Consider the following 18,320-nt stretch of genomic DNA (forward strand, 5'->3'; position numbering starts at 1 on the left):
ACCTTATTGCCGCTTTCCTGTTGTGCTCTTCAGCCTGAGTGGTGAACTTCGTAAAAATATCATTGTCAAAAGTACCAAACGTTTTATGCCATAGCGATTAAGTCATGGATGAATAAGAACCTGAGAGGGATATTTTGATGTTACCTCCTGCTACAGACATACCAGGTCCCAGTGGCCTGACAACTGTTCCTGATCAGGATAATGAGGCTAAGCATTCACACAAAAGGCATTTCAGTGATCTTCATCCCGGTGACGTTCCGGACCGGACGCCGCTAGCCAAGCGCACCTGCCGTTCAGCTGTCTCAGATCAGGCTGCTGACCGTTCATCCGCCAAACGGGAAGAATTTGGGGGCAAGGGAATGTTTTTGCAGCGCATGATGAGCGCCGGTCTGTCTGTTCCACCGTTCCGATGTGTGACAGTCCGGGTCATGAATGCGCTTGCACAATACCCTCTGGACAAACACCCTCTGGATAGCCATCTTTCAGGCCGCTATCTCCCCGGGATTGACCTTGAACTGGATGCCGGGATCAGCCTGAAGAACATCCGGGAATACCTTAGTGCCATGCCGCCCTCAGAGCAAACCAAAAGGAATGACTGGCTGGCGGGTCTGGCACAATTTGTAGCCAGTGATGATTATTACCAACAGGTTAAAGATTCTGAAGCAGCCCAAAATATCAGGGATCTGCGCACCGAGCTGGACAGACTCACCAGATCGCAGCCCGTAATTGTCCGCAGTTCTGGCGTCAATGAAGATAATTACGGCGATGCCCAGGCGGGCAAATACCTCTCTTTAGTTCAGGGAGAAGAGGATATTTTGCGAACCTGCCTTAAGGTCATGGCTTCAGCTTACCAACCTGAAGTTTGCGCCGAAGCTATACCACAACCTATGGCGCTGATCATCCAACAGTGCATTGACTGCGAATATGGTGGTGTCGCCATGAGCTTTCAATCTTATCTGGATAATACCGTCAGGCTTGAGTATACACAGGGTCAGCCCAGAGGCGTGGTGGCAGGGCGGTCCGGTAACAGGCCTCACCGCATTGATATTTATCGCGGGGGTGTTAAAGAAGAAACTGACAGCTACCAATACTTTCCCGGGACCATCTCCAGTCACTTTATCCTGCACAGGAACAAGGATGATAACGGCTATTCGGAAACAAGAATTGATGATGCCAATCCGCAATCAAAGGTCACTGGGCATTCACTCACTGATGACAGGGTTTCAAAACTCAGGGAGGCGGTAACAGAGCTGGAAAACCTGTTGCTCTGCCCCGTGGATGTGGAGTTTGCTATCGATCATCAGGGACAGCTATTCCTGTTGCAGGTACGCCCTGTTACCCGACTCTCCGGCGACATGGTTTTTGCCATGCCCATACCCGAAGAGACCCTGGCCACTGGCGAGAGCGTCAGCGAAGGTTATTGCACCGGCCCCATCTGGCTGGCCAAAAAACCAGAGGCAGACGCTATGCCGTTCGGAGCTATTGTCGTGGCCCCGCACGCTGAAGACTGGATGCTTGAGCCTGAGTTCCTGAAGCGAGCAGGGGGTTTTGTCTTTGCCGAAGGAGGATTCAATGACCATGTAGCGATCCTCATGAAACAGAAAAAAATAGCTTTAATGCTTGCCGGTAAAAAGTATGCGTCAGTAGTCAATCATAATGGGCAGCAGGCGACACTGGCCTGTGCCTGCTTTAACGGTGAGCCCGGTGCTTTCATCGTGAGCGGTGACATGACCGGTAAACTGGCCAGTTACAGAAGCCTGCCTTCTGCTGCTTCTGATGTGCCGATAGCAAAAGCCGTCCCCTCACGGGATGATTTGTCTCCCCCTGAAGGCACATTCTCTCAGGTGGCCAGCGGTTTTAAATGGCTAACGGATCAAAATGCCCGGCTGTTGGCATTTTTTGCCACCGGCGGCGGACTGGATTGTCTGGCAAACCCAATCAAACTGAGTATTTCGCCGCAGCGATCAAAGCTATTGTCAGAGACCAGGGACAGCATAAATCGCCTGATTTGTGGGGCGGAGGCCTTGCTGGAGGGGTACCGGGCCATCCTGCGGCTGGCGGATGACGGTGATTCATCTCAGCTCAAGTCAATCTGGGAAGAATCACAGCAATTGATCGACCGCTTCGGGACGCTGAAACAGATTATCTGGTCAAGGCTAGAGGGTATCATCCTGCCCCTGCAATCCGTTGAAGAAGGCCTGGCACCTGCCGGAACTTTTCGCCAGTGGCTGGCCGCCTGCCATCAGCTACAATCCTGTCTTCAAGAACTCAACCCCGGCGAGGCTGAGCAGGTCCGAAGTGTCCATGAACTGATTTTTACCCTGCATCAGCGCTTTGTAGAGGCAATGGCGCCGGTCGCTCTGGCTTCGGGTCAGGGCCGGATATCCAGGAAAAAGGACATCACCTATGTTGATTGCAGGACTCCGGGTGGCGACGATGAAATGGGACAGCTATTGAGCTACCCCTGCAAAGCATCCCTCAAAAAATCAAAGCGTTCAGCGACGGTTGTCAGTATGGATGATGCTTTGATTGTTAACCTTGAGTTAGGACATCACATGGGCATCATCGAGATGCTTGAACACGCAGAGGGGGGGAAAGGACGTACCTTGAGACTAAAATTTTCTGACCAATTTGTCAGGGCTGATGGCAGTGATGCCCCCGGCAAATTGAAACGTATGTGGTTCCTGGCGCATTTGCTGAAAGTGATCGAACTGGATAAACACGCTGGTAGCATGAAGCTAAGTTGCAATGCCATAGCAGGTGAAATGATTGTTGAATGCCCGCGAATGGAATCACGTGAAATCATGCAGGATGCCTTTGTAAAGTTGATAACGGCGTTACGTGTCATTAAGAATCTGGATATAGACTTAAAGTCGACAGCCATCTTTGAAGGAGATCAGTGGAGCTTTAACTTGTTAGTACAACGCCTTGATAGCGATGTTGCGGCTGAAGCCGACAGATTTGCTTTTCAACATTGCCTGTTCTTAATGGTTTATGGCATTGGGGATTGGATTACTCAGGATTGCTTCCGGTTATTAAAACGGTTATTGAGCCAACACCAAAAAAAGTTTATTCATCATAGTCGACGGTTAGCTCAATCAAAGGACAATCTTCGGGAAGTGTTAATGAGTGACAGGATCGCTGAGGACAACCGCAGGGAACTCTTACAGCATCTTTTATTGTTAGAGCCCAATAAGGCTACTCCATTGTACGAGGATGTATATAGCCTGAGAGATCAATACTTTGTTATCGATCCATCCCTCAGTTACAGCCAGAATTTTGAGGTTCCAGCGGTTCAGTCGCCTGGGGATCAAACGGAAAAGATTAAAAATGTCTTGCGCAAGCGAGGACTGAAATATGCCAGCCAACGGGTTCGAAATGATAAAGATCTGGTATTAGCGGCCATTGCCGTACATCCATACAATCTCGAATACGTGAGTGAAGAACTGAAGAATGACAGAGAAGTCATCCTATCCTGTATTCAGGCACTCTATCCCATGAAGACTGGAGAGGTCCTGAGTGTCAATGGCCTGATGCTTGCGTTGTACGAGTGCCTGGTAAAGTCCCGGGCACCAGATACTCCGGTCTCGGCTCAGGGCATGCTGGCCATGGACGAGGGCGTGATCTATGTTGACTGTACGACAACGGATGGCTCGGGTGAAAAAGCACCGGTATTGAGTTCGTCCTGCAGGGCAGGTCTGAGAGAGTTAAGGCTTCTTAAAGGGACTGTCATCCGTATGGATAATACCCTGACTGTTAATTTGGATTTAGAAGATACCAAGAGCCTTATCGAGCTACTTGAAAACGCAGACGGGGGAAAAGGTCGGACCTTGCGGCTGATATTTTCTGAGGAATTTTATGCCACTAATGGCAGTGATGCACCCGGCAAGTTGAAACGTATGTGGTTTCTGGCGCAGTTATTGAAAGCGATCGAACTGGATAAATATGCTGATAGCATGAAGCTGAGTTGCAACGCTGCAGCGGGAGAAATGATCGTCGAATGCTCCCGATTGACATCACCTGAAATCATGCAGGATGCCTTTTTAAAGCTGATAACGGCGTTAGATGTCATTTATGATCTGGATGAGTTTTTAGAGCTAAGAAGCATTTTTGAAGAAGATCTGTGGAGCTTTAACTTGCTTGCACAACGCCTTGATAGCGATTTTTCGGCAGAAGCCAATAGATTCGTTTTTCAACATTGCCTTTTCTTAATGGTTGATAGTCACAGAAATGGCATTAATCCCGGTTGCTACCAGTTATTAAACAGTCATCAACAAGACTTTATTGATCATAGTCGACGGCTCATTAATTCGAAGGACAATCTTCGGGAAGTATTGATGAGTGATAAAAACGCTGAGGACATCGGCAAGGAGCTGCTGCATCATTTTTTATTGTTACATCCCGGTAAGGCTATGGGATGGGTTGATCTTGTGTATCCTGATTTGAAAGATCAATACTACGTGATCAAGCCGTCCTATCTTTACAGCCTGGAGTTTTATTTTCCACCGGCGCAGTCGCTTGGGGATCTCGAAGAAAAGATCAGGAGTGTCTTGCTCAGGGGAGGATTGAAATATGCCAGCCAACGGATTCGAAATGATAAAGACCTTGCATTAGCAGCCATTTCATCAAACCCCTATAATCTGATACATTTGAGTGAAGAACTGAAGAGTGATAACGAGGTCGTTCTGGCTGCAGTCACCCAAGAAGGCTATCAACTGCGATACGCCAGCCCGAAACCACAGGATAATGAAGAAGTTGTAATGGCCGCTATCAAAAATTATCCGGCAGCCCTCAGATATGCCAGTGAAAGAATCCGAAGCGATAAAAACATAATTAAAACCTTAGTGGCTATCAATTTTAATATCTTGAGATATGTCAATAAAACGCTATTGAAGGATCGTGACTATATGCTGGACTTGATTGAACAGGATTCTGATGTTTTCAATTTTGTTGCTTTCGAATTTGAAGATGGTGAGGATTTTATTGAGGCAGCAATACAAAGAAACCCCGAAGTTCGTGAATACGTCGAGTAATCTGCGAATAAGGTCTGATCAATTCTGACATCGTTGACCGGCACAAGCCGTTTTGCCAGCTTATTGGCTTTTTTTCTAATGCGTGCTTTTGGCCGACGGTTGAACTTTATAAAAATATCAATGTCCAAGGACAGTAATTAATTGACTCATCAGCTATTGGGTCACAGGTGAACATTATGAGAGGGATGTCTAATGAATCATGTTACTTTCAGAGCATCGTGTCCTGAAAGCCTGACAACCAATCCTGATCAGAATACCGGAGCAGGTACTCGATCCAATGAGGCTGGTCATCCAGCCAGAAGGTATTTCGATAATCTTGATACCCGTGGTACGCCCGACTCAAGCTTGCTGGTCAGGCGCAACTGTCATTCAGCTGTTTCAGATCAGGCTGCTGACCATTCTCCCTGCAAACGAGAACTACTCGGGGGCAAGGGGATGTTTTTGTGGCGCATGAAAGCAGCCGGTCTGTCTGTTCCGCCCTTCGAATGTGTTACTGTTCAAATCATCAATGCACTGGAACAACACCCTCTCGATACCCATGTTTTAGACCACTATTTCCCCGGGTTTGTTGATGAACCGCTGAAGGAGATCAGCCTGAAGAACATCCGGGAATACCTCAATACCTTAGCGCCTTCAGAGCAAACCAAGAGGGATGACTGGCTGTCAGGTATGGCAGAATTTATTGCCAGTGATGACTTTTACGAACAGGTTAAAGATTCTGAAGCGGCCCGAAAAATCAGTGAGCTGCACCGTCAGGTGGACCGACTCTCTGCATCACAGCCCGTGATTGTCCGCAGTTCCGGCATCAACGAAGATAACTACGGCGATGCCCAGGCGGGTAAATACCTCTCTGTCGTTCAGGCAGAAGGCGATGTTTTGAGTACCTGTCTCAAGGTCATGGCCTCAGGTTATCGGCCTGAAGTCTGTCCCGAAGGCATTCCACAACCCATGGCGCTGATCATCCAACAGTGTATTGACTGTCGATATGGTGGCGTCGTCATGAGCTTTCAATCCTTTCAGGATGATACCGTCAGGGTTGAGTACACACCAGGTCAACCCAGAGGTGTGGTAGCAGGGCAGTCCGGTAACAGGCCCCACCGCATTGATATTTATCGCAAGGATCGTAAAGAAGAAGCTGACAGCTATCAATACTTTGTCGGCACGATCTCAAGTCATTTCGTCCTGCAAAAGAAGAATAACGGCTATTCGGAAGTAGCAATTGATAATGCTGGTGCTCAATCAGACGACGGCGGACAGAAACTCAGTGATGAAACGGTTTCAGAGCTCATGGAAGCGGTGACAACGCTGGAAGACCTGTTGCTCTGCCCCGTGGATTTGGAGTTTGCCATCGATCATCAGGGTCAACTTTTCCTGTTACAGGTGCGTCCTGTTACCCGACTTTCTGGTGGTATGGATTTTGCCATGCCTGTACCCGAAGAGACTCTGGCCATTGGCGAGGGTGTCAGCGAAGGCTTTTGCACCGGTCCCCTCTGGCTGGCCAAACAACAACAGGCCGACTCTATGCCACAGGGAGCCATTGTCGTGGCCCACCATGCTGAAGAGTGGATGCTGAAGCCTGAGTTTCTGGAGCGGGCGGGAGGTTTTTTCATGGCTGAAGGAGGATTCAATGATCATGCAGCGATCCTCATGAAAGAGAGAGGAAAAACGTTAATGCTGGCCGGTGAAAAGTTTGCAGCCATAGCCGCCGGGGAAGGCCAACAGGCGACGCTGGCCTGCGCCCGCTTTAAGGGTAAGCCGGGTGCCTTTATTGTTTCCGGTGACCTTACCGGAAAACTGGCCAGTTATAGAAGCCTGGCCTCTGCTTTTGCTGATGTGCAGTTACACAAAGCCGTCCCGTCGCGGGATGATTTGTCCCCCCCTGAAGGCACTTTCCTTAAGGTTGCCAGCGGTTTTCAGTGGCTCACGGATCAAAATGCCCGGCTGCTGTCATTTTTTGCCTCCGGCAGCGGTTTGGATTGTCTGGCAAACCCGATAAAACTGAGCATGTCGCCGCAACGACTCAAGATTATGGAAGAGATCAGAGACACCGTTAATCGGTTGGTTTACGGGGCTGAAAAACTGCTCGATGGCTACAGGGCATTCTTGTCGCTGGCGGGTAACAGCGATTCACCTCAACTCAAATCACTGCAGGAAGAATTACCGCAACTGAGCAACCGGTTCGAAACACTGAAACGGATCATCGGATCAGGGTTAAAGCGTTTCATCCTGCCAATGCAGACTACTGAAAAAAGACAGCTATCCCCGGTAATTTTTAGTCAATGGGTGACAGACTGCCATCAGTTGCAATCCTGTCTTAAGGCACTCATCCCCGGTGAGGCTGAGCAGGTCCGGAGTGTCCATGAGCTTATTTTTGCCCTGCATCAGCGCTTCATAAAAGGGCTGGCACCGGTCACTTCGGCCTCGGGTCAGGGCAATCTGACAAGGAAAAGGGCAATCAACTACGTTGATTGCACGATCCCGGGTGAAAAAACACCGATATTGAGTCCGGTCCTCAGAGCACTTATGGAAGAGTTAAGGCTTATAGGGACTGTCATCATTATGAATGAAGCCTCGATTGTTAACCTGGAACTTGGAAGTCATGTGGGCCTTATCGAGCTGCTTGAGTGTGCAGAGGGGGGGAAAGGTCGAACCTTGCGGCTGACATTTTCTGATCAATTTGACAGGCCTGATGACCGTGATAAATCCGGCAAGTTCAGACGTATGTGGTTTCTGGCGCAATTACTGAAAGAGATCAAACTGGATCAAAATGCTGACAGCATGAAGCTAAGTTGCAACGCAGTTGCGGGTGAGATTATTGTCGAATGCTCCCGAATGAAATTACCAAAAACCATGCGGAATGCCTTTCAAAAACTGATCATTGTGTTACGTGCTATGTATAATATGGATATTCGGTTGAAGTGCTCTCCCATTTTTGAAGGCGGTCAGTGGGACTTTAACTTGCTTGCGCAACGTCTTGATCGTGATGTTGTGACAAACGCAGATAGATTCGCTTTTCAACATTGCCTTTTCGTAATGTTTTATTGGCTCAGGGGTGGTCGCTACACTACTGCCGCTTTCTGCAGTTTATTGAGCAACCACCACCAACAGCTTACCCATCATGCCCGGCGGTTAGGTGCGTATCAGTGGTCATTGTTTTTTAATAGAGAACCGGAAGAGAGTCTGCAGGACATCTTTATGACTGAAGAGATGAGTGAGGACATCCGCAGGGAGCTGTTACATCATTTTTTATTATTCGAACCTAAAAGTGCTACCAGATGGGTTGAGCAAGTGTATGACCTGGGAAATCAATACTTTGTTATCAAGCCATCGTTCAGTCACGAATTGGAGTTTTATGCAGCACCAGGCCAACCGCTTGGGGATCATAAAGAAAAGGTCAGGAATGCCCTGCTCAAACATGGATTGGAATATGCCAGCCAAGCAGTCTGGAATGATAAAGACTTTGTATTACCCGTCATTTCAAAATATCCCATGGAACTGAGATATTTGAATGAGGTGCTGAGGAATGATAGAGATATCGTTATTGCCGCTGTCGCAGAATCTCCCGGAGTTTTGTGTTATGCCGGTGAAGGGCTCCGAAGCGATAAAGAGATTATTCAATTGGCAAATGGCAATTGCCGATAGTATTTCTCCCTTATTCTTTGCCAGCGAAACAAAGCAATCCCGAATTTCGTGAAAACTTCATGAACTTTATAAAAATATCAATGTCCAATGAAATTAATTAATGACTCATCAGCTATTGAGTCACAGGTGAACATTATGAGAGGGATGTCTAATGAATCATGTTACTTTCAGAGCATCATGTCCTGAAAGCCTGACAACCAATTCAATTCAGAATACCGGAGCTGGCACTCGATCCAATGAGGCAGGTCATCCAGCTAAAAGGTATTTCGATAATCTTGATATCAGTGGTACACCCGACCCAAGGTTGTTGGTCAAGCGCAGCTGTCATTCAGCTGTTTCAGATCAGGCTGCTTACCATTCTTCCTGCAAACGGGAACTGCTCGGGGGCAAGGGGATGTTTTTGTGGCGCATGAAAGCAGCCGGTCTGTCTGTTCCGCCCTTCGAATGTGTGACTGCTCAAATCATGAATGCGCTGGAACAACACCCTCTCGATACTCATCGGTTAGATCACTATTTGCCCGGGTTTGTTGCTGAACCGCTGGCTAAGACCAGCCTGAAGAACCTCCGGGAATACCTCAATACCCTGCCGCCTTCAGAGCAAACCAAAAGGGATGACTGGCTGTCAGGTATGGCAACATTTATTGCCAGTGATGACTTTTACGAACGGGTTAAAGATTCTGAAGCGGCCCGAAAAATCAGGGAACTTCACCGTCAGGTGGACCGACTCTCTGCATCACAGCCCGTTATTGTTCGCAGTTCTGGCATCAATGAAGATAACTACGGCGATGCCCAGGCGGGCAAATACCTCTCTGTCATTCAGGCAGAAGGCGATGTTTTCAGAACCTGTCTCAAGGTCATGGCCTCAGGTTACCGTCCTGAAGTCTGTCCCGAAGGCATACCGCAACCCATGGCGCTGATCATCCAACAGTGTATTGACTGTCGATATGGTGGAGTCATCATGAGCTTTCAATCCTTTCAGAATGATACCGTCAGGATTGAGTACACAAAGGGTCAGCCCAGAGGCGTAGTGGCAGGTCAGTCCGGTAATACGCCCCACCGTATCGATATTTATCACAAGGAAGGCGCTGAACACTTTCAATACTTTTCCGGCAAGGTTTCAAGTCACTTCGCCCTGCACAAAAACAATAACGGCTATTTGGAAACAGAAATTTATGATGCGGACGACCAATCAGACGACAGTGTTCATAAACTCAGTGATCATTTGGTGGTAAAACTCAGTCAGGCGGTGACGGAGTTGGAGAACCTGTTGCTTTGCCCCGTGGATGTGGAGTTTGCCATCGATCATCAGGGTAACTTGTTCCTGTTGCAGGTGCGCCCTGTTACCCGGCTTTCTGGCGGCATGGATTTTGCGATGCCGATACCCAAAAAGACCCTGACCGTTGGTCAGGGCGTCAGCGAAGGCCATTGCACCGGAACAATCTGGCAGGCTGAAGAACAAGCGGCGGACTCTATGCCAGAGGGTGCCATTGTTGTGGCCCAACACGCTGCAGACTGGATGCTTGAGCCAGAGTTCCTGAAGCGGGCAGGGGGGTTTGTCTTTGCCGAAGGAGGCTTCAACGATCATGTCGCGATTGTTATGAAACAGGAAGGAAAAACCTTGATGCTGGCCGGTGGACAGTTTGCGGTCGTGGCCGCTCAGGTTGGCCAACAGGCGACGCTCGCCTTTGCCCGCTTCAAAGGAAAGCCTGGCGCCTTTATTGTTGCCGGTGACCTTAGCGGTAAACTTGCCAGTCACAGAAGTCTGTCCTCTGCATTTTCTGATGTGCCGCTCACCGGAGCCGTCCCGTCACGGAGTGATTTGTCCCCCCCTGAAGGCACATTCCTTAATATCGCCAGCGGTTTTCAGTGGCTCACGGATCAAAATGCCCGTTTGTTGGCATTTTTTGCCTCCGGTGGCGGACTGGATTGTCTGGCAAATCCCATAAAACTGAGCATGTCGCCGCAACGGGCAGAGTTGCTGGCAGAGATCAGAGTCAGGGTAAATCAACTGGTTCAGGGGGCTGAAGCATTTCTGGATGGCTACCATGCATTCTTGCAGCTGGGGAGAAGCAGTGTCAGACCTTTGCAGGATGAAGCACAACAATTAATCAAACGGTTCAAGACACTCAAAGAGAGCGTCCTGTCAGGCCTGGAGGCTATTATGCTGCCCCTGAAAGCTGCTGAAAAAAGGCAGGGATCCTTCCGTCAGTGGGTTGCAGACTGTCAGCAACTACAATCCGTTCTGCAATCACTGCATCTTAAAGAGGCTGAGCAGGTCAGAAGTATTCATGAACTGATTTTTGCCTTGCATCAGCGTTTCGTAAACGCGCTGGCTCCGATTGCTCTGGATTCGGTTCAGGGCAGGGTATCGAGAGTAAAGAAAATCACCTATGTTGACTGCACGACCCCGAGTGACAAAGTATCGCTACTGAGGCCGTCCGACAGATCATCCATTGAAAATTCCGGGTCTACGGGGACTGTCTTCAGTATGGACAGTGCCACGATTGTTAACCTGAAGCTTGGCGTTCATCTGTGCCTTATCGAGCTACTGGAAAACGCAGAGGGGGGAAAAGGACGAACCTTGCGGCTTAAGTTTTCTGACCAATTTGATGGCAATGATGGTGTCGATGTCAGCGCCAAGTTAAAGCGTATGTGGTTTCTGGTGCAGTTGCTGAAAGCGATCGAACTGAATAAAAATGCTGGTGGTATGAAGGTAACTTGCAATGCCATAGCGGGTGAAATTGTCGTCGAATGCCCGCGAATGAAATTGCATCAAACCATGCAGCATGCCTTTGAAAAACTGATGATTGCGTTAGATTCCATGTATAATCTGGATAGACATTTAGAGGACTTACGTATTTTTGAAGGAGATCAGTGGGACTTCAACTTGCTTGCACAACGCCTTAATCGCGATGTTGCAACAGCAGCTGACAGATTTGCCTTTCAACATTGCCTTTTCTCAATGTTTTACTGCGGTGGGTTCAGGATTTCTAGCGAATGCTGCCAGTTATTAAGCAACCGACTGCAACAGTTTGTTCGCTGGGCCCAGCAGTTAGGTTCGTGTAATTCGTTAGTATTTCAGGGGAAAAAAACAGTAGATAGTCTGAGGGAGATGTTCTTGAATGATGAGATCGCTGAGGACATTCGCTGGGAGTTCTTACATCATTATGTATTGTTACATCCCAAATACGCTGTTCAAGTGGTTGAGTTGCTGTTTGGCTATAAAAACCACTACTTTGTGATCAATCCATCCTTCAGCTACAAACTGGAGTTTTATCTTCTACCGGTTCAGCCACTTTCAGTTAATAAAGAAAAGCTCAATAATGTCTTGCGAGAGCATGGGCCGGAATATGCCAGCGAACGGGCTAAAAATCATTACTCTGCTTATTTCTGGAGATAAGGTCTGATCTATTCTGAGAACCCTGATCAGTGAAAATATTGTCGTTTTTCCTGATTGCTGGATAGAACCGGGCTGAAGCAGACCGGAAATTTCCCTCGTTTTTTATCGATCATTTGAAAATACCTAAATATTCAGCGTTGCGACATCTCTCTTGGGGTGACATGGCATCTTTCTGCGTCATTAAGACTTTGCTGAACATTTTTGAGGTCAGACATGTCCAGAGGGTGTCGCAAAACTCTCTCCAGCGTGGGAACGAGTTGACTCCCGTCATTCCCGGCTTCATTCTCGTCATTCCCGGCTTCATTCTCGTCATTCCCGGCTTCATTCTCGTCATTCCCGCGAAGGCGGGAATCCACACTGACTTACCACCAGAACCATACCGCCTGGTGCCCCCTGGCCTTATCATCCCCGAGAAGGCAGAGATCCACCGTTGGCGCTGGATTCCCGCCTTCGCGGGAATGACGACCCCAGAGCATGGGTACGAGTTGTTGGAGTTTTGCGATACCCTCGTCCAGAGTGAAGAGACCGATCAAGGCTGTATAAAAAGTCACTAAGAAATCATTGTTTCCTGCTTCACCTGTCGTTAGTCTTTACAGGCAGCTTCAATTTTTTTCGCACTATTTTTCGATAACACCATGCAGGAACCGAATCAATCTGTTCAGAGAAAAATTCTCCATGTTGATGCAGATGCCTTTTACTGCTCTGTAGAGGAGAGGGATGACCCCACGCTAAAAGGCAAGGCTTTTGCTGTGGGGGGTAAAGCTGAACGTCGAGGAGTGATTGCCACATGCAGTTATGCGGCGCGAAAGTCGGGCGTGCATTCTGCTATGGCGTCCTATCGTGCACTCAGGCTCTGTCCTGATCTGATTATTTTGCCAGCCCGGTTTGATGTCTATAAAGCCGCTTCACGGCAGATGCATGCCATTTTTCATCGTTACACTGAGATGATTGAGCCCTTGTCGCTGGATGAGGCCTATCTGGATGTTTCCCACTCCAGTCACTGCCAGGGCAGTGGCACGCTGATGGCCCGGGAGATTATGCAGTCTGTCCTGGAAGAGGTGGGGATTTCTGTCTCTGTGGGTGTGGCTCCAAACAAATTTCTGGCCAAGGTGGCATCCGACTGGAACAAGCCAAAAGGTCTTTGTGTGATCACGCCCGACCAGGTTCAGGATTTTGTTTTTGAATTACCGGTTGAGAAGATACACGGTGTCGGCAAGGTCACTGCTCAAAAGCTACATAGCAAAGGGATTATGACCTGTGGCATGTTGCGACAATACTCTCCGGTTGAGTTGTGTCGTTGGTTTGGCAGTTTCGGCGAGCGCCTCTGGGAGCTTGCCAGAGGCGAGGACAATCGTGCACTGGAGCTGGATAGAAGACGGAAGTCGTTATCTGTTGAGCACACTTTTGATGCAGATTTGCAGGACGAACAGTCGATACTGACTCAGGTAAAACCCCTGGTTGAGGATCTGTCGCGACGTTTTCAGGCAATCAGGAATGAATATTCGGTCACCAAGCGGTTTGTAAAAGTGAAGTTCAACGATTTCACCCAGACAACACTTGAGGAAATGATAGAGTCCGATGATCTGGCACCCGAGGCACACTTCCAGGCATTGCTGATTCGAGCCTGGCAAAGGGGGGATAAACCTGTTCGTCTACTGGGTGTTGGCGTAAGGCTGCTGGATTTGAGAACCTCGGGGCAGATGCAGCAATTGGAGTTGTTTGAACGCAGGGGTGGAAGGATATAGTATGGCATCTCTCAATATTTAAACTCTGATAAGGTCCCATGGAGCTGAATCTGACAACTCCCGCCCTGTTGTTTCCGGCCATTTCTCTATTGTTCCTTGCCTATACCAACAAGTTTCTGGCGCTGGCTACATTGATCAGAAATCTTCACGGTGAGTTCAAGAAACATCCGGATAACCCTCACATCAAAGGGCAGATGGAAAACCTCAGGCGACGAATGATACTCATCAAACACATGCAGGGGGCTGGAATTGTCAGCTTTATCTGCTGTGTTCTGGTTATGTTTCTTCTTCACCTGGGTCAATATCAGGTGGGTTTTATCATTTTTGGTATAAGCCTGCTGGCTTTATTGATTTCCCTGATCATCTGTCTGGCCGAAATTAAAATTTCGATTGATGCGCTGGAACTTCAGGTAAGTGAGATGGAAGATTGAGCAGTTTATGGCTGCTCTTTCAATAACAGCTGCCCTGTCAATCCTGAAACCAGGCAGTAGGCGACAAAGAGATAGAATCCACAGTGCAGTTCTGCCTGAAAATTCAGCAGAGCGCTTTCCGACGCAGTGGCGTTGGCAGCCAGCATGGCAATGATGATCCCCATTGCGAACACGTCTGCCATAGACCATTTACCGAGCGCAGCGTTGACTTTAAGTGCAACTCTTCGTGATGGCGAGTGACAGGATGCCAGCAAGAGTAAGCTTTTGATAGCAGGTATCAGGACACTGAAGGTAAGAATCAGAATGGCGACAAATTTGTAGCCAAAATTCCAGAGGTCGCTGGCAGTGCCAAGAATGCTTCGGGTCTTGTCATAAACCCGGCTCTGGCCTTCCACCTTCAGATTAGAGAGAAACTGGTTGGCCATAGTCAGCAGTGCCGGGTGAATGGACTGTTGTTCCATAATTTTTTGACCTTCCTTGACCAGGGCCTGTCGGTTCATATCCGCCTGAAGTGTGATCATGGGTTGGGTGATTCCGGGAATCAATAAACCTAGTGAAATGATTAAAACAATCAGGGGGGCAGCAATACTGAAATTTCGGGGCTCAGTCATTTTTCTTGTGTCTTCTGGAAAGAGTTATCTTGTCACTAAAATAGTTGAGAAACCTGCAAAGAACAATGATATGCCAATGAGGGCAGTCCCCCTGCTATCAGGCTGATTCAAGGTGGTCAACAATCAACTGAAGGCTCTGTTGACCCCGAAACTCGTTAATGTCCAGTTTATAAACCGCTTTAACGGTTGTTATGTTCTGGTTTGGCCACTGCCCCGGGTCAATGTTGAAGGCAATGGCATCTACATAATATTCTGACGAAGGCAGCTTGAGCACCATTTTCAGATGTTTCTGGCCTACCAGCCGCTGCTGAATGATCTGAAACCGGCCATCGAATGAAGGTTCCGGGAAATTCTGTCCCCATGGCCCGCTATCGCGTAGCAGTTGAGCCGTATCCATTGTCAGCTCGGAGACACCCAGTTCGCCATCGGTATGGATCTCTGCTTCAAGCTGCTCAGCAGAGAGCTCCTGTTTTACAATCCGGTCAAAAGCAGCCGCGAACGTCTCGAAATCTTTTTTATAAATGCTCAGACCTGCTGCCATGGCATGACCGCCGAATTTGATGATGAGGCCGGGGTTTTCCCGGGCAACACTGTCCAGAGCGTCGCGCATGTGCAAACCTTTTATGGACCTTGCCGAACCTTTGATTTCGTCATTGTCGGCTTCTGCAAAGGCGATCACCGGGCGGTGTAATTTCTCTTTCACCCTTGAGGCCAGAATGCCTACCACACCCTGATGCCAGCCTTCGCGGAAAAGACTGACCCCCCAGGGCAAGTCGGAATGCTGATCCAGTTTCAGGCTGGACAAGTGGCTCATGGCCTCTACATGCATTCCTGCTTCAATCTCTTTTCTGTCCCGGTTAAGACCGTCCAGCTCAGCAGCCAGTTCCCGTGCTGTCTCGATACGCTCTGTCAGTAATAATTCGATACCGGTGGACATGTCATCCAGGCGTCCCGCTGCATTGAGGCGAGGTCCCAGGGCAAATCCCAGGTCGGAAGAGGTCAGGCGTGACTGTTGTCGGCCTGAGATCTCAATCAGTGCCTGAATCCCCGGACGACAATGGCCAGCACGAATTCTTGCCAGACCCTGATAGGCGAGAATGCGATTGTTGGCGTCCAGACTGACAACGTCAGCAATGGTACCCAAGGCAACGAGATCCAGTAATTGAAAAGGGTTGAACTCGGTTTTTCCTGCAAACCAGCCCCGCCTGCGCAACTCGGTTCTCAGTGCGCACATGACGTAAAAAATAATGCCCACCCCGGCGGTATTTTTACCGATGAAAGGGCAGTCAGGCTGATTGGGGTTGACGATAGCGTCGGCTTGAGGAATCTGTTCGCCGGCCAGATGGTGATCCGTGACGATGACCTTCCAGCCCAGAGATTTTGCAGCTGCTACGCCTTCTATGCTGGAGATGCCATTGTCGACGGTGACCAGAACGTCAGGCTGATATTGTCTGGCGACCTGAACAATCTCCGGTGTCAGACCATAACCATATTCAAATCGGTTAGGCACCAGGTAATCCACTATTGCACCCATTTCTCTCATGGCCAGGACACCCAGCGCACTGCTGGTGGCTCCGTCACAATCAAAGTCTCCGACGATTAAAATACGTTGCTGGCCATAAACAGCGTCAGTCAGAAGACTGGCTGCTTTTTCAATATCCTTGAGACTTTTATAGCTCTGAAGACCCTTTAGCTGACGATTGATTTCCGAAGGGTGGCTGATGCCCCGGGCACTGTATATTCGGGCGAGAAGCGGGTCTATGCCATCAGTTAAAGAGAGAGGGGTGCTGGTGCGTCTAATGATCTGAAGCGGCATGGAAGTTCTGGGCTGTCTGCAGTAAAAAGTATCGGTTTACTCTATCACAGAGAGCGTCAGAGCACAGGAGGGTTATTGGCTAAATGAGAGCAGGCAGCTCAGGATAAGCTGCCTGCGGTAAGCTTTATTGTGCCAGATGATTCTGAATAAAGCTTTTCACAGCGTTCAGGTCGTCAGGCAGAACCTCATAACGCTCTTCACGTTCCAGAAGGTCCTTCAGATGATGTGGCAGCTCCGGGGCGTCCAGTCCGGCTTTTTCAATGGCTTCGGGAAACTTCACAGGGTGAGCGGTTGCCAGAACGACATTGGGAACACGGCTGTCCGTTTCAACTTCTGTCAGTGCTCTGATAGCGGTAATAGTATGAGGGTCGGCCAGGTATTCAGTGCGATCAAACAGGTCTTTGATGGCATTGCAGGTATCCTGGTCGGCACTACGACTGCTGTCGAACAACTCGCGGATTTTCTGCCAGCGCTGTTCTGAAACCGAGAGCTTGCCGGTTTCTTCAAAGGCTGCCATCTGTGCGGCAAGGGCCTGGCCATCACGATCCTGAAGGTCGAACAGCAGGCGCTCAAAGTTGCTTGACACCATAATATCCATACTGGGCGACAGGGTGTGTTCGAGGCCTTGTTTGCTGTAATCGTTGCTCTGGAAAAAGCGGTGCAGAATATCGTTACGGTTAGTTGCAACAATCAGCTTATTGATTGGCAGTCCCATACCCCGGGCGATGTAACCTGCGAAGATGTCACCGAAGTTGCCGGTGGGTACCGAGAAGGAAACCTCTCTGTCCGGGCCACCCAACTCCAATGCTGCATGGAAGTAGTATACGACCTGAGCCATGATGCGGGCCCAGTTGATGGAGTTGACAGCCACCAGGCGGGTCTTTTTTCCTGGCGAGTCTGGCAGGAAGGACTGATCGGCAAAGCACCGTTTGACCATCGCCTGACAGTCATCAAAGTTACCCTGAACAGCGATATTGTTGACGTTGCTGTCCAAAATAGTAGTCATTTGTCGTCTCTGGACTTCAGAGACTCTCTGGTAGGGGTGAAGGATGAAAATATCCAGCGCTTTACTGTGCCGACAGCCTTCGATAGCTGCCGAACCTGTGTCACCGGAGGTGGCACCCAGAACGACAGCACGTTCACCTCTTTCGGTAAGAGTGTAATCCAGTAATCGGCCAAGCAGTTGCAGGGCAAAATCTTTAAAAGCCAGGGTAGGGCCGTGGAACAGCTCCATGACCCACTGGTGACTTTTTAGTTGAGTTAGCGGTGCAACTGCTTCATGAGCAAAGGTTGCGTAGCTGTCATCAATCATTTCCTTCAGTTTGGGGTCAGGAATTTCACCTGCCACAAAAGGTTTAATCACTTCAAAGGCCAGTTCGTTGTAAGGCAGGCCCCTCAGTGAGCGGATTTTATCTTGATCAAACTGGGGCAGTTCGGCAGGGATGTACAAGCCACCGTCTTCGGCCAGACCGGCCAGAAGTACTTCCTTAAAACTCTTTTCTCCACCCTGTCCCCGGGTACTGATGTATTTCACGGTCTATTCCATCTATTGTTTATGAGTTCATGGCTGCTTTCCCATGAAGGGTGAGACTTGAATCTCACTCCTTCCGGGGCTTATGCACTCAGGACTTAATCAGTAGCT

The 18,320-nt window shown here is 49.0% G+C and carries 9 protein-coding genes; 6 read left to right on the forward strand and 3 right to left on the reverse strand.

Annotated features, from left to right (window positions below; all coding sequences use genetic code 11):
- Positions 1–137 precede the first annotated feature (137 nt).
- From ACO6VG_RS17470 to ACO6VG_RS17495, 6 genes are all read left to right on the forward strand, one after another.
- On the forward strand, positions 138–5,033 hold the full coding sequence (locus ACO6VG_RS17470; RefSeq protein WP_422474934.1) for a DUF4116 domain-containing protein: 4,896 nt from the start codon (positions 138–140) through the stop codon (positions 5,031–5,033).
- Between the two features lie 192 nt (positions 5,034–5,225).
- The gene (locus ACO6VG_RS17475) at positions 5,226–8,675 is read left to right on the forward strand and encodes a PEP/pyruvate-binding domain-containing protein (RefSeq protein ID WP_422474936.1); all 3,450 of its coding nucleotides are present in this window, start codon (positions 5,226–5,228) and stop codon (positions 8,673–8,675) included.
- Positions 8,676–8,826: 151 nt separating this feature from the next.
- Positions 8,827–12,075, forward strand: a complete 3,249-nt coding sequence (locus tag ACO6VG_RS17480) for a PEP/pyruvate-binding domain-containing protein (RefSeq protein ID WP_422474938.1) — start codon at positions 8,827–8,829, stop codon at positions 12,073–12,075.
- 257 nt (positions 12,076–12,332) lie between these two features.
- On the forward strand, positions 12,333–12,629 hold the full coding sequence (locus ACO6VG_RS17485; RefSeq protein WP_422474940.1) for a hypothetical protein: 297 nt from the start codon (positions 12,333–12,335) through the stop codon (positions 12,627–12,629).
- A gap of 81 nt (positions 12,630–12,710) precedes the next feature.
- Complete coding sequence (gene dinB, locus ACO6VG_RS17490) at positions 12,711–13,820, forward strand: DNA polymerase IV (protein WP_422474942.1); 1,110 nt, start codon at positions 12,711–12,713, stop codon at positions 13,818–13,820.
- Between the two features lie 38 nt (positions 13,821–13,858).
- Positions 13,859–14,251 carry a DUF2721 domain-containing protein gene (locus ACO6VG_RS17495; protein WP_317141854.1) on the forward strand — a complete coding sequence of 131 codons (393 nt, stop codon included), beginning with the start codon at positions 13,859–13,861 and terminating at the stop codon, positions 14,249–14,251.
- A gap of 5 nt (positions 14,252–14,256) precedes the next feature.
- On the opposite strand, the gene ACO6VG_RS17500 is transcribed toward ACO6VG_RS17495, so the two are convergent.
- From ACO6VG_RS17500 to thrC, 3 genes are all read right to left on the reverse strand, one after another.
- Positions 14,257–14,862, reverse strand: coding sequence for a paraquat-inducible protein A (locus tag ACO6VG_RS17500; RefSeq protein WP_422133481.1), 606 nt, complete (start codon positions 14,860–14,862; stop codon positions 14,257–14,259).
- A gap of 97 nt (positions 14,863–14,959) precedes the next feature.
- A complete protein-coding gene (gene recJ, locus ACO6VG_RS17505; protein ID WP_422474944.1) occupies positions 14,960–16,678 on the reverse strand; it encodes a single-stranded-DNA-specific exonuclease RecJ in 1,719 nt (572 codons plus the stop codon).
- 124 nt (positions 16,679–16,802) lie between these two features.
- On the reverse strand, positions 16,803–18,212 hold the full coding sequence (gene thrC, locus ACO6VG_RS17510; protein WP_422474947.1) for a threonine synthase: 1,410 nt from the start codon (positions 18,210–18,212) through the stop codon (positions 16,803–16,805).
- Between the last annotated feature and the right edge of the window lie 108 nt (positions 18,213–18,320).

Source organism: Endozoicomonas sp. ALB032, from assembly GCF_049310125.1.
Classification (GTDB): domain Bacteria; phylum Pseudomonadota; class Gammaproteobacteria; order Pseudomonadales; family Endozoicomonadaceae; genus Endozoicomonas_A.

Excerpts from the sequence above, each read along its gene's own strand:
- ACO6VG_RS17470 (WP_422474934.1), top strand. The coding sequence starts at position 138 with ATGTTACCTCCTGCTACAGACATACCAGGTCCCAGTGGCCTGACAACT.
- recJ (WP_422474944.1), bottom strand. The coding sequence starts at position 16,678 with ATGCCGCTTCAGATCATTAGACGCACCAGCACCCCTCTCTCTTTAACT.
- ACO6VG_RS17480 (WP_422474938.1), top strand. The coding sequence starts at position 8,827 with ATGAATCATGTTACTTTCAGAGCATCATGTCCTGAAAGCCTGACAACC.
- dinB (WP_422474942.1), top strand. The coding sequence starts at position 12,711 with ATGCAGGAACCGAATCAATCTGTTCAGAGAAAAATTCTCCATGTTGAT.
- ACO6VG_RS17475 (WP_422474936.1), top strand. The coding sequence starts at position 5,226 with ATGAATCATGTTACTTTCAGAGCATCGTGTCCTGAAAGCCTGACAACC.
- ACO6VG_RS17495 (WP_317141854.1), top strand. The coding sequence starts at position 13,859 with ATGGAGCTGAATCTGACAACTCCCGCCCTGTTGTTTCCGGCCATTTCT.
- ACO6VG_RS17500 (WP_422133481.1), bottom strand. The coding sequence starts at position 14,862 with ATGACTGAGCCCCGAAATTTCAGTATTGCTGCCCCCCTGATTGTTTTA.